General features: G+C 35.8%; 15 protein-coding genes. 5 read left to right on the forward strand and 10 right to left on the reverse strand.

Annotated features, from left to right (window positions below):
- A complete protein-coding gene (locus tag ACJJVP_RS04680; RefSeq protein WP_405411193.1) occupies positions 1 to 720 on the forward strand; it encodes a DUF6503 family protein in 720 nt (239 codons plus the stop codon).
- Here ACJJVP_RS04680 and nadD read toward each other — a convergent pair.
- From nadD to ACJJVP_RS04710, 6 genes are all read right to left on the reverse strand, one after another.
- Positions 717 to 1,301 carry a nicotinate (nicotinamide) nucleotide adenylyltransferase gene (gene nadD / locus ACJJVP_RS04685; protein WP_405411196.1) on the reverse strand — a complete coding sequence of 195 codons (585 nt, stop codon included), beginning with the start codon at positions 1,299 to 1,301 and terminating at the stop codon, positions 717 to 719. The genes ACJJVP_RS04680 and nadD overlap by 4 nt on opposite strands.
- 6 nt (positions 1,302 to 1,307) lie before the next feature.
- Complete coding sequence (gene gmk, locus ACJJVP_RS04690) at positions 1,308 to 1,889, reverse strand: guanylate kinase (RefSeq protein ID WP_405411199.1); 582 nt, start codon at positions 1,887 to 1,889, stop codon at positions 1,308 to 1,310.
- On the reverse strand, positions 1,890 to 2,747 hold the full coding sequence (locus ACJJVP_RS04695) for a YicC/YloC family endoribonuclease (RefSeq protein WP_405411200.1): 858 nt from the start codon (positions 2,745 to 2,747) through the stop codon (positions 1,890 to 1,892). It lies immediately after the preceding gene.
- 133 nt (positions 2,748 to 2,880) lie between these two features.
- Positions 2,881 to 3,705 (reverse strand): DUF1080 domain-containing protein, encoded by an 825-nt coding sequence (locus ACJJVP_RS04700; protein ID WP_405411202.1) that lies wholly within the window; start codon positions 3,703 to 3,705, stop codon positions 2,881 to 2,883.
- Positions 3,706 to 3,717: 12 nt separating this feature from the next.
- Positions 3,718 to 4,458 carry a DUF1080 domain-containing protein gene (locus tag ACJJVP_RS04705; protein ID WP_405411203.1) on the reverse strand — a complete coding sequence of 247 codons (741 nt, stop codon included), beginning with the start codon at positions 4,456 to 4,458 and terminating at the stop codon, positions 3,718 to 3,720.
- Positions 4,459 to 4,468: 10 nt separating this feature from the next.
- Positions 4,469 to 5,521 (reverse strand): sugar phosphate isomerase/epimerase family protein, encoded by a 1,053-nt coding sequence (locus ACJJVP_RS04710; RefSeq protein ID WP_405411204.1) that lies wholly within the window; start codon positions 5,519 to 5,521, stop codon positions 4,469 to 4,471.
- Between the two features lie 162 nt (positions 5,522 to 5,683).
- On the opposite strand from ACJJVP_RS04710, the gene ACJJVP_RS04715 reads away from it, so the two are divergent.
- Complete coding sequence (locus ACJJVP_RS04715) at positions 5,684 to 7,387, forward strand: GMC oxidoreductase (RefSeq protein WP_405411207.1); 1,704 nt, start codon at positions 5,684 to 5,686, stop codon at positions 7,385 to 7,387.
- Positions 7,388 to 7,451: 64 nt separating this feature from the next.
- Entirely contained in the window at positions 7,452 to 7,910 is a 459-nt protein-coding gene (locus tag ACJJVP_RS04720) for an ASCH domain-containing protein (protein WP_405411209.1), read from the forward strand.
- Positions 7,911 to 7,984: 74 nt separating this feature from the next.
- Here ACJJVP_RS04720 and ACJJVP_RS04725 read toward each other — a convergent pair whose 3' ends face one another.
- The 4 genes from ACJJVP_RS04725 to ACJJVP_RS04740 form a co-directional block, all read right to left on the reverse strand.
- Positions 7,985 to 9,124, reverse strand: coding sequence for a Gfo/Idh/MocA family protein (locus ACJJVP_RS04725; RefSeq protein ID WP_405411211.1), 1,140 nt, complete (start codon positions 9,122 to 9,124; stop codon positions 7,985 to 7,987).
- A 167-nt stretch (positions 9,125 to 9,291) separates the two neighbouring features.
- Positions 9,292 to 10,521 carry a nucleoside permease gene (locus ACJJVP_RS04730; protein ID WP_405411213.1) on the reverse strand — a complete coding sequence of 410 codons (1,230 nt, stop codon included), beginning with the start codon at positions 10,519 to 10,521 and terminating at the stop codon, positions 9,292 to 9,294.
- On the reverse strand, positions 10,522 to 10,965 hold the full coding sequence (locus ACJJVP_RS04735; RefSeq protein ID WP_405411215.1) for a DinB family protein: 444 nt from the start codon (positions 10,963 to 10,965) through the stop codon (positions 10,522 to 10,524).
- Between the two features lie 17 nt (positions 10,966 to 10,982).
- On the reverse strand, positions 10,983 to 11,975 hold the full coding sequence (locus ACJJVP_RS04740; protein WP_405411217.1) for a sugar phosphate isomerase/epimerase family protein: 993 nt from the start codon (positions 11,973 to 11,975) through the stop codon (positions 10,983 to 10,985).
- Between the two features lie 172 nt (positions 11,976 to 12,147).
- Between ACJJVP_RS04740 and ACJJVP_RS04745 the strand changes: the two genes are divergently transcribed.
- A complete protein-coding gene (locus ACJJVP_RS04745; RefSeq protein ID WP_405411218.1) occupies positions 12,148 to 13,857 on the forward strand; it encodes a GMC oxidoreductase in 1,710 nt (569 codons plus the stop codon).
- Entirely contained in the window at positions 13,857 to 14,504 is a 648-nt protein-coding gene (locus ACJJVP_RS04750; RefSeq protein ID WP_405411220.1) for a gluconate 2-dehydrogenase subunit 3 family protein, read from the forward strand. Before ACJJVP_RS04745 ends, ACJJVP_RS04750 begins: the two co-directional genes overlap by 1 nt.
- The last annotated feature ends 26 nt before the right edge of the window (positions 14,505 to 14,530 follow it).

Genomic DNA, 14,530 nt, shown 5'->3' on the forward strand with positions numbered 1-14,530 from the left:
ATGAAATATTTATTGCTATTCACTTTAGTACTTACAGGTGTATATAACCATGCCCAAGAAATTACCGGAAATGAATTATTAGAAAAAGCTATAGCATTTCATGACCCAGGTAACAATTGGTCTATCTTCAAAGGCAAAATGCTCATAGAAATGGAAAACCCAAAAAGTAGTCCGCGAAGTACTGTTGTGGAAATGAAGCTACCTAATAATTATTTTAAAACTACTGTAACCAAAGACAATTACATAATCGAATCTGAACTGGATAATAACGATTGTACTTTAAAATTGAACGGAAGTACTTCTATTTTTCCTAAGATAAAAGATAGTTTAAACATTAGCTGTGAACGGGCTAAAATGATGAAAAACTACTACACTTACCTATACGGGTTGCCAATGAAATTAAAGGATCCAGGCACCATTATAGATAACAAGGTTACAAAGAAAACCTTTAAAGGTAAAGCGTACCTAGTTTTAAAAGCTACGTATGAAAAAGAGGTGGGTAGCGATACTTGGTATATCTACTTTGACCCAAAGACCTACGCTATGGAAGTTTATCAATTCTTTCATGATGAAAGCAAAAATGATGGGGAATATATTCTACTTTCAGAGCTAATTACCGTAAACGGAATCAAGATACCTAAAGTACGTAAGTGGTATTACAATAAGGGTGATGTATTTTTAGCAACTGATAACTTGCGTAAAGCCAATAGTCTTGACTAGCGATAAAAATTCATTTCATCTATATATTTCCATACTTCTGGCGGTAATAATGGCTTAATGTTTTTATCATTCTTATGTTCTTTACGTATAAACGTAGAGGAAATTTCCATGATTGGAGCGTTTACCCTATGAATCTTATCATGCGCTTTAAATTGATGCTCAATAACCCCTTCTGATATTCTTGGGTATACATACAAATGGTGAAGATCTAAAATAGCCTCATAGTTCTTCCATTTATGAAGACCTTTTAAATTGTCTTCGCCCATAATCAATGAAAAATCATATCCCTCTGGATATTTTTCTCCTAAATGCACCAACGTATTAATTGTGTAGTTCGGTTGAGGCAGGTTAAATTCTATATTACTAGGTTTTAGCTTATCATACTCCTTCGTTGCTTCATAGACCATTTCAAACCTTTGGTGGTTATCCAAAAGCGTTTTCTTGACCTTAAACGGACTTTGAGGTGTTACTACGAACCAAACCTCATCTAGGTCTGAAAACTCAACCATATGGTTTGCTATAACCAAATGACCGATATGAATAGGGTTAAAGGTGCCAAAGTATAGTCCTACCTTTTTCATACTCACTTATTCTTTATCTTCAGAAACGAAAGATGCCACTAAATCTACTGCTTCCTTCAAGGCTACATCAAGATCATAATTCTTTATAACCTTATCGAATTGTGGTGCGGTTGCCAATTCTACCGATGCCTTTGCGATGCGCATATTTATTTTGTCTTCGCTTTCAGTACTCCTCTTTTTAAGTCTAATTTTAAGCTCGTCTACACTTGGCGGCTTCACAAAAACAGCTAAAGTCTGATCAGGAAACTTCTTTTTTATTCTTAAGCCACCAACAACGTCAATATCAAATATTACGTTCTTGCCTTCTGCCCAAAGTCGTTCTACCTCACTTTTTAACGTACCATAAAAATTATCTCGGTATACTTCTTCCCATTCCAAAAAATCATCATTCTTTATGTGATTTTTAAATTCGGAAACCGACATAAAATAATAATGTTCCTTATTCTTTTCTTTACCCCTTCTAGGACGTGAAGTTGCAGATACCGAAAAAGCCAAATTCAATTCTGGCTGTGCCAATAGATGGCGTACAATGGTTGTTTTTCCACTTCCTGATGGCGCAGAAAAAATGATTAGTTTTCCACCTTTCATCTATAGTACGTTTAACATTTGTTCTTTAATCTTCTCTAGCTCATCTTTCATTTGCACCACTAATTGTTGCATAGGTGCAAAATTTGCTTTAGAACCGATCGTATTAATTTCACGACCGATTTCTTGAGAAATGAATCCTAATTTTTTACCATTACTATCGTCTGACTGTAATGTTTTACTGAAGTAATCTAAATGATTTGCCAAACGAACTTTTTCTTCCGTAATATCATACTTCTCTAAATAGTAAATAAGTTCTTGTTCAAATCTGTTGGCATCAACATCTGCTTTAAGATCTTGTACAGCCTTTTCCAAACGCTCGCGAATCGTTGCCTGTCTATCTGGATCAATACTTATAACCTCTTCCAGCAATTTTTTCAACGAAGAAATTCTTTCCAGAAAATCTTTTTCTAAAACACTACCTTCTTCCGATCTAAAATCATTGATTTCTATTAAAGCCCCTTTTAATGCTTCTTTTATTGCTGTGTATTCAGATTCATCTATATCTTCCTTATCGGTCTTCATTGCATCAGGAAAACGCAATGCCATTTCTAATAATCTTAAATTATCACCATCAGCAATATTTTTCAATTGATTCATATATTGTTTAACGGCTACTTCGTTAACCTGAGTAGAAGTTGAGTCTCCTGTAAGTTCTACATAAAGATTAAAATCTACTTTACCTCTCAACAATGAATTCGCGACCAATTTTCTTAGTTCTAATTCCTTCTCACGATAGCTTGAAGGCATTCGTGCATTTAAATCTATGCTCTTACTATTTAGCGATTTTATTTCTACCGTAATTTTCTTATTAGGCAGTTGAACTACATGCTTTCCAAAGCCGGTCATCGATTGAATCATAAATACATTTTAAGATTAAGACAAAGGTAAGATAAATGAAAAATTTATTATCAATCTTCTCACCCTACTTAAACAGTTAAGGAGCAAACAAAAATTATTCTTGTTTGCTCCTTAAATTATAACTGGTAAAATATTAAAGTTCTCTAACCCAAATATTCCTAAAACTAACACGACTATCGTCGCCGTGATCTTGTAACATTAACGGTCCTTTACCATGAGCTGGGTTTTTGGGCCAACCCACATATGGGGTAGTTCCTTTAAGCTCCACATGGTCCTGAACCAAAATTCCGTTATGGATTACAGTAATATCTCCAGATTTTATTTTACCGCCATCAACATTAAATTCTGGCGCATGATAAATGATATCATAAGTATTCCACTCCCCCGTTGGCACAGAAGCCATAGCTAAAGGCACATGCTGTTTGTAAATAGAACCAACTTGTCCGTTTACATACGTCGGATTATCATTTTGATCCAGAATCTGTACTTCGTAAATTCCATTTAGAAATACACCACTATTTGCCCTGTTTTGACCTTCTCTTTGCACAGGCAAAGGGGATTTCCACTCTATATGCAATTGAACATCGCCAAAATTCTGCTTGGTCTGTATGTTTCCGGTTTTATCATTTACGGTCATACTAGCATCTTTATTCAAATGCCATTTAGCCGCGGTACTATCTTTTGTACTAATCCAATTATCTAAGTTGTCACCATTAAAAAGAACAATGGCATCACTTGGCACAGAATTAGCAGTTGCAGGGTTGACAACGGCAACCTTAGGCTCGTAAAATTCAGTTTCTTCGGGTGTAGTTGGTTCTTCGCCCATGTATTCTTCATAAACGATTACACTATCCTTAACAGCCTCTAGCCCTCCGTCAGTAGCTACCGTTACTTTCTCTTGACAAGATATTACTCCCAAAGAAGCAACTAACAGTAGTAATGAATATCTATTTTTCATACGTAAATGCTATTAAAGTTGTTTGATTTTTATATTTCTGAATGCAACAACATTGTGGTGATCTTGTAATCCAATTTTACCAGTTGTGTATTTTCCGAATCCGTCCCAACCAGCAAATTTAGATTTTGCGACCATGGCATCCCATTCTTCGTTCGCTACTGGAAATGTTACCATTTCTGTACCGTTTAAGACAACACTGCCTTTATGCTCTTCGTGATTAACTGTAATCATCATAGTATTCCATTCCCCAACTGGCTTAGTAACATCTTTTGCCGGAGAAACCATATCATACAAAGCACCTGCCTGGTGTGTTGTGCCCGCTTTAGCATCTGGATGTTTATCGTTATCCAATATTTGAATTTCAGGACCTGTTTGGTAGCCAGTTCCAAATTTTTCATCTTCACTAACGCCCCAGAAAACACCACTGTTACCCGCTTCAGATATTTTCCAATCTAAGCTCAATACAAAATTGGTATAGTCTTGTCTTGTTACAAGGTCATGGTTTTTATTCTCTTTACCTTCTGCAGGTGGTGTGTATACCAACGCATCACCTTCTATTTTCCAAGCATCACTTACACCATCGGTTTTAAATTCTTTCCATTTATCTAAAGAAGTACCGTTGAACAATGTCTCCCAATCATTATCAACAACTTCAACTTCTTCGACAACGGCTGTTTCTTTTGTTTCCTTTTTCTCTTGTTTACATGCAACAAAAGCTAATAAACAAGCTACACTAACTATATATTTCTTCATCATTTTCTATTTAAAGCCCCAACATTTTCTTCAACATTTCTTTATCTATTTCTGCACCTGCAAAATCATCAAAGGTTTTCTCTGTAGCCTCGATAATATGGTCTGAAATAAATTTAGCTCCTTCACGTGCACCTTGTTCTGGGCTTTTAATACAACATTCCCATTCCATTACAGCCCAAACATCGCAACCATATTGTGTTAATTTAGAGAAAATGGTCTTGAAATCTATTTGTCCGTCACCTAATGAGCGGTATCTACCCGCTCTATCTCCCCAATCGTTATAACCGCCAAAAGCACCTTTTTTACCTGTAGGATTAAATTCAGAATCTTTTACATGAAAAGACTTTATAAACTCATGGTAGTGATCAATATATGTAATGTAATCTAACTGTTGCAACACAAAGTGACTTGGATCATAAAGAATATTTACTCTGTTGTGATTACCTGTAGCCTCAAGAAAACGCTCAAAAGTATCCCCATCATGTAAATCTTCACCAGGGTGTATTTCATAACAAACATCAACACCTTCCTTATCGAAATGATTTAAGATCGGTGTCCATCTTTTTGCCAATTCTTCAAATCCCATTTCCACTAAACCAGCCGGTCTTTGTGGCCAAGGGTGCATGGTATGCCATAAAAGCGAACCTGAGAATGTTGCATGGGCTTTCAAACCTAGTCTTCTACTTGCAGTTGCCGCTTTCTTTACAGTTTCAATTGCCCATTCAGTTCTAGCTTTTGGATTGCCATGAACATTACTAGGAGCAAAAGAATCGAACATTAAGTCATATGTAGGGTTAACAGCAACCAATTGCCCTTGTAAGTGAGTTGAAAGTTCTGTTATTTCTAAGCCGTAAGAATTTACTTTGGCTTTTAGTTCATCACAATAAGCCTGGCTTTCTGCAGCCTTATCCAAATCGATTAAAAAACTTTCCCAAGTAGGAATTTGAATTCCTTTATATCCGAGATCAGCCGCCCATTTACACATTCCGTCTAAAGAATTAAATGGTGCTTTACTGTCTACAAACTGTGCCAAAAAAACGGCTGGTCCTTTGATTGTTTTCATAAAAATATACTATCAGTTGTTGTTTGAATTTGTTGTTGACTTTGAGATATAAAATCTCTCAAAAAAATCTTATATTTAAGAATTGTATCAGGTTCTTCTCGATACTTTAGAGATTCGCTATAAATATAGGGAATACCATCAGAAAAAGATAAAATTTCAAGCATGAATAAAGATGAAATATTCGATGCAATCGTTGTCGGAACAGGAATTAGTGGTGGCTGGGCTGCTAAGGAATTAACAGAGAAAGGCTTAAAAACACTCGTATTAGAAAGAGGTCCCATGGTAAAGCATGTTATAGATTATCCCACCATGCACGATGACCCATGGGATTACCCACTTAAGGGAGCATTATCAAAAGAGGACAAGAAAAAATATCATATTCAAAAACGGGTAGAATGGGCCCCAACTGAGGACTCAAAACATTTTTTTGTCAACGACCTAGACCATCCTTATGTAGAAACCAAACGTTTTGATTGGATAAGAGGCTATCAAGTTGGCGGTAGGTCTCTTACATGGGGCAGACAAAGCTACCGATGGAGCGATATTGATTTTGAAGCAAACAAGAAAGAAGGTATTGGAGTCGATTGGCCAGTTCGTTATAAGGATATTTCACCTTGGTATGATAAAATCGAGGAATATATAGGGGTAAGTGGTGAGGCATTAGGTATAAATGTACTACCCGACGGAAAATTTCAACCTGCCATGAAGTTGAATTGTGTTGAAGAAGATTTTAAAAAAAATACAGCTAAAAAATTTGATGATGGTCGTCTTGTTACCATTGGAAGAACAGCTCACATTACTGACCCAAATGCTACTTTTGAAGGTCGTGGTACGTGTCAAAACAGAGATCGTTGTTGGCGTGGTTGCCCATTCGGAGGCTATTTTAGTAGTAATTCTTCCACCTTACCTGCGGCAGAACGGACTGGTAATATGACTTTGAGACCAAATTCTATTGTACATGAAATCATCTATGACGATACAACAAAAAAAGCAACAGGGGTAAAAATTATTGATGCAGAAACCAATGAAAAAATAGAATTTAAAGCAAAAGTGATTTTTCTTTGCGCATCGGCTATGGCAACTGTTGGTATTCTACTTCAATCTAAATCTGAACGTTTCCCAAATGGTCTCGGCAATGATTCTGATGCTTTGGGAAGAGGAATTATGGATCACCATTACAAAGTTGGTGCAACGGCAAAAGTTGAGGGTTATTTAGATAAGTACTACAAAGGTAGACGTGCAAACGGATTTTATATACCACGTTTTGTAAACTTAAACAAGCAAACAGAACGAGAAGGATATTTACGTGGTTTTGGTTATCAAGGAACTGCTAGTAGAGGAGACTGGACTAAGGAAATTGGTGAATTAGAATATGGCAAAGAACTAAAAGAATCCGTTCTAAAACCTGGGCGATGGACAATTGGTGTTACCGGTTTTGGTGAATTTTTGCCATATGATGATAATCGAGTAACATTGAGCCCAACAGAAAAAGACAAATGGGGATTACCGCAATTGGCATTCGATGTAGAGTTTAAAGAAAATGAATACAAAATGCGTGAAGACATTAAAAAGGAAATTGTATTGATGTTTGAAGCTGCCGGCTTTAAAGATATTTCTTCTTATGACGATACAGGCGGACCGGGATTGGGAATTCATGAAATGGGCGGTGCGAGAATGGGACACAGTTCAAAGACATCTATGATCAACAAAAATAATCAAGTACACTTAGTACCTAACGTTTATGTTACCGATGGTGCATTTATGTCATCATCAAGCTGTGTAAATCCATCTTTAACCTATATGGCTTTTACCGCAAGAGCAGCAAACCATGCTGCTGAACAATTAAAAGCAGGTAAATTTTCTTAATATTAAAATTAATTACAAAGTATTACGTTTATTACATCCTATAGATTAAAGAAAATATCAGCTTATGGAAAATGCTTCGGCCAGAAATATGTGGGGTAATTATTTGAAAAATCATCTCGAAGATGTCTTTCATGAGACACCAAAAACAATGTTTTTTGGCAATAATGAACACGATGCTAATGAAAGCGTTAGGTTAATACAAAGTGGCGATAAAAAAGCAATCTCACATTCTTTGTTAGGTTTACAAAACCGTAATGAACCGCTACCTAAAATAGGAGACTATATTGTGGTAACAGATTGGAATGGCGAGGCACAATGTATTGTTGCAACCACTGCGGTTACACTTAAGCCATATTTTAGTATTGACGCTGCTTATGCCCAATTAGAAGCCAATGGGGATAAATCATTAGACAGCTGGAAAAAATATCATTGGGATTTTTTCACTAAAGAATTACAAGAATTTAAAAGAGAACCAAGAGAAAGTATGATCGTGGTCTGCCAAACCTTTAAAAAGGTAAATTAATGATCTTTCTATAATGATTTACAAAACAAAAAGAGCCGCAAATTGCGGCTCTTTTTTATAGTTTACAGTTCTACTTAGTTTTCTAAAGCTACCCAAGTATTTCCGCTTTTATGTGAATCTACGGTTGCTTCAATAAAGTTCATGCCACGAACACCGTCTGTCATAGTAGGAAATTCACCATCATTGTATTCTTCGCCTCTAATAGCTCTTGCAACACCTTTATAGATATTAGCCATAGAATCAAAAATCCCCTCTGGGTGACCTGCCGGTAATTTAGTTCCGTCTAAAGATAATTCAGAGTTATATGCATGACCCGGCTTGTAAATTTGAGTAGGCTCCGTATCACTTAACTTATATAAAAAATTAGGTTTTTCTTGCTCCCATCTAAAAGCACCTTTCTCACCATATATTGAAATGGCAAGTCCGTTTTCCTCACCGGTAGCTACTTGACTACCTCTAATAACACCTTTTACATAATCTCCCATACGTATAAGTACAGTACCATCTACATCCATCTGATTATCTTCATAAAGGTAATTGAAGTCACTAAGAAGCTCATTGATTTTAAGACCTGTAGTATACTCTAAAAGATTAAAGGCATGAACACCAATATCTCCCATACAAGAACTAATACCAGCTTTTTTAGGATCTAATCTCCATACAGATGATCTTTTTTCTTTATCATGAATAATAGTATTGATCCAGCCTTGGTAATAAACAGCATCTACTTTATGTATTTTACCTAAACCACCGGCTTTGATCATTTCGCGCATTTGGCGAACCATTGGGTAACCTGTATAAGTATGCGTTAAAGCGAAAACCGTACCTGCCTTTTCATGAGATTTCTGCAAGTCTTTTGCTTCATCTAAAGTAGTGGTCATAGGTTTTTCACAAATGACATGGAAACCGTTATCCAACAATTTCTTAGCCATTGGATAGTGCAAAAAATTGGGTGTTAGAATAGAGCACACTTGAATACGTTCATCTTCTGGTAATTTCAACTCCTCTTCTATTAAAATATCAAAATCTTTGTAAATTCTATTTAAAGGCACATCTATTTCTTTGGCGAAAGCCATACTGGCATCATGATCAGGATTAAAAACAGCACCTGTAATTTGATAATTGTCATTAATAAATGAGGCTACTCTATGTAAAACTCCAATAAGTGAATCTCCTCCTCCACCTAATATTCCTAATCGTATTTTCTTTGGCATTTTTATTGTTGTTTAAGTTGTTGTTTAATTGAAAATAGTATTGTTTAAGATCCTTTCAGATTACATTGTTGTTATAATTCGAAAAATAATTACCAGATTGGGGTTATTAAAAGTATACACCCACAACGTAAGTAACAATTTTCAGGGGTTTAAAATAAAGAATTTATCTAAGACTGATATTCTATTTTCTCTGTTTTAAAGAAAATAGCAAACAAAACAAATACAGCTAGCGCAAAACCAGCCGGATACATCCAGATGGTTTCCCAAACATGCTTACCATCTTCTAAAAGATATGCAGTTGATATTTTACCTGCTACCCAAAACCCTATTAACATACCTACACCGTAAGTAGCCAATGTAATAAGACCTTGTGCAGAACTTTTGAATTTCTCACCAGCTTTACTATCTGTATAAATTTGCCCTGATACGAAGAAAAAATCATAACAAATACCATGCAGCGCAATACCAATAATCAGCATAAAGCCAAGTTCGTTAACATCACCAAATGCAAATAACAAGTAACGCACTACCCAAGCCGCCATAGCCACCAGAATAGTTTTTTTAAATCCAAATTTGGTAAAGAAATATGGCAATAAGAGCATAAAAGCAATTTCAGATATTTGACCTAAAGTCATTTTTCCAGTTGGGTTATCCATACCAATTTCTACCAGAAACGGATTCGCATTTTGATAATAAAACGCCAATGGTATACATATTAAAACCGATGAGATAAAAAAGATTAAAAAGTTCCTATCCTTAAATAAGCTTAAAGAATCTAATCCTAAAATCTCTTTAAGACCTAGTTTTTCAGAACTAGCCGCTTTAGGCGGAGTTTTAGGCAAGGTAAAGCTGAACAATCCTAAAATTAAAGATGCTATAGCCGTCATTAAAAATGTATTTTTAAGAAGACCTCTACCAATATTCTCTCCTTGGTCCCAACTAAAAATATAGCTAATTAAGAGCCCGGCAATAATCCATCCTGCAGTTCCGAACACTCTAACCATAGAAAACTCTTTTGCAGGGTTTTTCATTTGGTTAAAAGAAACTGAATTTACCAAAGCCAACGTAGGCATATACAAAATCATGTAGGCTAAAACCATTATGTAAAAACTATCGAATGCGGTACTTTGGTACATGAAATACATGAGAACGGCACCCAAAAGGTGTAAAATTCCCAAAATTCTTTCTGCGTTAAAATATCTATCCGCTATGATACCAATAACAAAGGGAGCAATAATCGCTCCCCATGATTGTGTAGAAAATGCTAAGGCTATTTCGCTGTCGCTTGCCTTTAAATTGTTTCCTAAAAAAGTACCTAAGGTTACAAACCATGCACCCCAAATAAAAAACTCTAAAAACATCATTAAGCACAGCTGTGCTCTAACTATATTTTTCATTTATCTTCTATAATAAACATAATCTGATGAAATAGGCGTTTCACCATTGTTTCTAATATCAATAGCTATTTGTCCTCTATGGCTTGTAGAATGATTTATGATATGAAATAAAATATCTTGTAAGGTATTAGTAAATAAACGCCCTTCAGTATTTTCAAAATCTATACGCTTTTCAAAATTATTTGCATTGGATATAATTTCAAATGAACTTCGCTGATTTTCGTAATGCATTTCCGCCCAATCTTTTACATCAACTTCTTGCCATATTTCATATTCACTAGGTCTATTTAATATTCTGGCATTCCAAAGATGATGAGTGTTTAAAATATGACTAAATAAACGCACAGTTTCCAATGGCACGGTGTTTAAAGTCAAGCACTGCTCTATCAGTTTCTTATTACAGTGAAAATTATAATCGAATATTTCATTAAAAAAACTCTCCATAAATCATACCCTAAAGATTATTCTATTTCGTTTGCTGCCTTTAATAACAAATCTCTCGTTGCAATAATTCCGTCTTCCTCACTTATTTCAGAACCTTCATATTCTACACCTATAAATCCTGTATAACCTGCTTCTTTGACTGTTTTTAGCATTTGCACGTAATCTATGCCCGTATCATACCCATCGGTATCAAAATTATTAGACTTTGCACTTACCGCTTTAGCATAAGGCATAAGCTCCTTAACGCCCTTATATTTATCATATTCTTTTAAGCAATCCCAGCTATCTGGCTTGCGTTCTATACAGAAATTACCAAAATCAGGTAAGCTTCCACAATTATCCATATTCACGGTCTTCATTACTTGTGCATGAAGTTCGCCGTTAGAAGATAGACCTCCATGGTTTTCTACCAAAATATTTATGTTCTTGGTTTTTGCATAGGTTGCTAATTTGGTAAGTCCGTCCACAGAGTTGTTTATCCATTCTTCAGGTACATTACTACCATTAAGATTTACTCTAATCGCATGGCATCCCATGGCCGCTGCCGCATCTACCCATTTTTTATGTTTTTCAACCGTTTCATTTCTTTCAGCTTCATCATTAACAGCTAAGTTACCTTGACCATCAATCATGATCAAAACGTTCTTCATTCCATACTTTTCAGCTTCGGCATTAGACTTTGCTACAAAATTCGCCATTGCTTCTTCAGAATAACCCGCATCTTCCAATTCAGGATTGTATAGCTGACTTACATACTCTAACCCTGTAAATCCCCATTTTTTTGCTTTTTCGGCGAAAGAATATGGATCAACACCGTCTTCTCTAATCATTTTATGCATCGACCATTGCGCCAATGATAATTTAAAAAATGGAGTTACATTACTGTCATCTTCCACGATTTCCTGATTTTCCACTTTTTCTTTTTTTGTTTCCTTACAGGCATAACCTCCTAATAAAGAGATTCCAATACCTACGACCGAGGCAATACGAATAAAACTTTTTCTTTTCATTTTTGGTAGTTTGTTGTTGTTTGAAATATAATATTAACGATTGACGTTAAAACTAAGAATTGGTACATTAATCTTACAAGACCCTAATTTTAGCGAATTTCGCAAGAAGAATGGGGTTTAAATGTATAGAATTAATTTAATATTTAATAAATTTAGAGAATAAACAACTTATATGAGCAAATTTTATTACAACGAAGAACAAGAGTCCTACGACGCAATTGTTGTAGGAACCGGAATTAGTGGTGGTTGGGCTGCAAAAGAACTATGCGAGGCAGGCCTTAAAACACTAGTACTTGAACGTGGTCGAATGGTCAAACATATTGAAGATTACGAGACGGCTAACAAAGACCCATGGGATTTTCCTAATGCTGGTGCTCCAACTAAAGAGATTATAGCACAGCAAGCAAAGCAAAACAGAACTGGCTATACCACAAACCAAGCAAGTAATATGTGGTTTGTTAATGACCTTAAACACCCTTACAACGAAACCAAGAGATTCGATTGGATGAGAGGTTACCACCTTGGTGGACGCTCACTACAGTGGGGTCGTCAAAGTTACCGTTTAAGCGACATTGATTTTGAAGCGAATAAAAAAGAAGGTATTGCAGTAGATTGGCCTGTTCGTTATAAAGATATCGAACCTTGGTATGACAAGGTAGAGACGTATATCGGTGTAAGTGGTGAAAACTTAGGTTTAGAACAGTTACCTGACGGTCAATTTTTACCAATGATGGAACTGAATTGCGTAGAACAAGAGTTTAGAGAAAAAGTTGCCGAAAATTTTGATGGTCGTGTGGTAACTGCCGGTAGAACCGCACACATTACAGGAACCAAGCAATTTGACGGAAGAAGTAAATGTCAGTTTAGAAACAGATGTATTAGAGGGTGTCCTTTTGGAGCTTATTTTAGTAGTTTATCTTCTACTCTACCAGCAGCAGAAGCTACAGGTAACATGACACTTAGACCAGATTCTATTGTGCATGAAGTAATGTATGACCCAAAAACAAAGAAAGCTACCGGTGTAAAAGTTATTGACGCTAATACTAAAGAAACTTTTGAATTCAAGGCTAAGGTTATTTTCTTATGTGCATCGGCCATCGCATCTACTTCTATATTGATGCAATCCAAATCTGAAAGCTTCCCTAATGGTATGGGTAATGAATCTGATCAATTGGGTCGCAACATAATGGACCATCAACTTCAAGTAGGAGCTTCAGGAAAATTTGATGGCTTCGAGGATAAATATTATAAAGGAAGAAAACCAAGCGGAATTTATATTCCAAGATTTAGAAACCTTGGTGGAGATTCTGACAGAGATTACAAAAGAGGATTTGGCTATCAAGGTAGTGCCTCTAGAGGAAACTGGGAAGAATCTATTGCCGAACTATCACATGGTAAAGAATTGAAAGATGCAGTTTTAAAACCAGGCGGATGGACGTTCGGTATGATGGGCTTTGGAGAAGTATTACCATATGAAAACAACAGATTTACACTAGACTACGATAAATTAGATGATTGGGGTTTACCAACAGTTACTTTTGATGCCGAACTTCAAGAGAATGAACTAAAAATGCGTAAAGATATTTTAGAGTCAGCTGTTGATATGTTAGAAAAAGCCGGACTGAGGGAGGTAAAAGGGTATGATAATGAAAGTGCATTAGGTTTAGGTATTCACGAGATGGGTACAGCCCGAATGGGTAGAGACAGAAAAACTTCTGTTTTGAATGGAAACAACCAAGTACATGATGTACCTAATGTATATGTAACCGATGGGTCATTTATGACTTCTGCAAGTTGCGTAAACCCATCATTAACTTACATGGCCTTTACGGCTAGAGCTGCAGACCACGCAGTTAAAGAACTTAAAAAAGGAAACATATAATGGATAGAAGACGTGTATTAAAAAATATGGGGATGTCACTTGGATATATGGTGGCTACCCCAACATTATTGTCAATCGTACAAAGTTGTAAAAGTGAACCAGCGGTAACTTGGACACCTGAATTTCTAGCTCAAACTGAGGGGAGTGTATTAACTAAATTGGTTGATCTCATTTTGCCAAAAACAGATACACCTTCTGCCTCTGAAGTACAGGTAGATATTTTTATTGACAAGTTTGCACAAGACGTCATGGAAAAGGAACAACAAGATTTCCTTAAAATGTCTATGAGTAAATTTATTGATAAAGTTTTGACAGATTCTGGCAAAGAAAAGGCCGAAGATTTAACTGCTGAAGACCTAGAACCAGTTTTAGCAAGTTCTTTAAAATACACCAAAGATCAGCAAGCTGAAATGTTCGAGACCATTAACAGTTACACCAAGGCTATATCTGAAGGTACCACAGCAGAAATAGATGATGAGATATCTAGATTTGCTTTTGCAAACAATTTAAGAGGTATGACTATTTGGGGCTACAAAGCATCTGAATACGTTGGTGAAGAGGTTTTAGCTTATTTACCTGTACCAGGCGAATATATACCTTGTGAAGACGTACAGCAGCTTACAGAAGGTAAAGCTTGGTCTTTATAACCAAATAATATTTCAGTATTAAATAG

Source organism: Maribacter sp. Asnod1-A12, assembly GCF_045063735.1.
Taxonomy (GTDB): Bacteria; Bacteroidota; Bacteroidia; order Flavobacteriales; family Flavobacteriaceae; genus Maribacter.

Bases quoted from the DNA above. Each gene is read 5' to 3' on its own strand.
- ACJJVP_RS04680 (WP_405411193.1), top strand. From the start codon at position 1: ATGAAATATTTATTGCTATTCACTTTAGTACTTACAGGTGTATATAAC.
- nadD (WP_405411196.1), bottom strand. From the start codon at position 1,301: ATGAAAAAGGTAGGACTATACTTTGGCACCTTTAACCCTATTCATATC.
- gmk (WP_405411199.1), bottom strand. From the start codon at position 1,889: ATGAAAGGTGGAAAACTAATCATTTTTTCTGCGCCATCAGGAAGTGGA.
- ACJJVP_RS04695 (WP_405411200.1), bottom strand. From the start codon at position 2,747: ATGATTCAATCGATGACCGGCTTTGGAAAGCATGTAGTTCAACTGCCT.
- ACJJVP_RS04700 (WP_405411202.1), bottom strand. From the start codon at position 3,705: ATGAAAAATAGATATTCATTACTACTGTTAGTTGCTTCTTTGGGAGTA.
- ACJJVP_RS04705 (WP_405411203.1), bottom strand. From the start codon at position 4,458: ATGAAGAAATATATAGTTAGTGTAGCTTGTTTATTAGCTTTTGTTGCA.
- ACJJVP_RS04710 (WP_405411204.1), bottom strand. From the start codon at position 5,521: ATGAAAACAATCAAAGGACCAGCCGTTTTTTTGGCACAGTTTGTAGAC.
- ACJJVP_RS04715 (WP_405411207.1), top strand. From the start codon at position 5,684: ATGAATAAAGATGAAATATTCGATGCAATCGTTGTCGGAACAGGAATT.
- ACJJVP_RS04720 (WP_405411209.1), top strand. From the start codon at position 7,452: ATGGAAAATGCTTCGGCCAGAAATATGTGGGGTAATTATTTGAAAAAT.
- ACJJVP_RS04725 (WP_405411211.1), bottom strand. From the start codon at position 9,124: ATGCCAAAGAAAATACGATTAGGAATATTAGGTGGAGGAGGAGATTCA.
- ACJJVP_RS04730 (WP_405411213.1), bottom strand. From the start codon at position 10,521: ATGAAAAATATAGTTAGAGCACAGCTGTGCTTAATGATGTTTTTAGAG.
- ACJJVP_RS04735 (WP_405411215.1), bottom strand. From the start codon at position 10,965: ATGGAGAGTTTTTTTAATGAAATATTCGATTATAATTTTCACTGTAAT.
- ACJJVP_RS04740 (WP_405411217.1), bottom strand. From the start codon at position 11,975: ATGAAAAGAAAAAGTTTTATTCGTATTGCCTCGGTCGTAGGTATTGGA.
- ACJJVP_RS04745 (WP_405411218.1), top strand. From the start codon at position 12,148: ATGAGCAAATTTTATTACAACGAAGAACAAGAGTCCTACGACGCAATT.
- ACJJVP_RS04750 (WP_405411220.1), top strand. From the start codon at position 13,857: ATGGATAGAAGACGTGTATTAAAAAATATGGGGATGTCACTTGGATAT.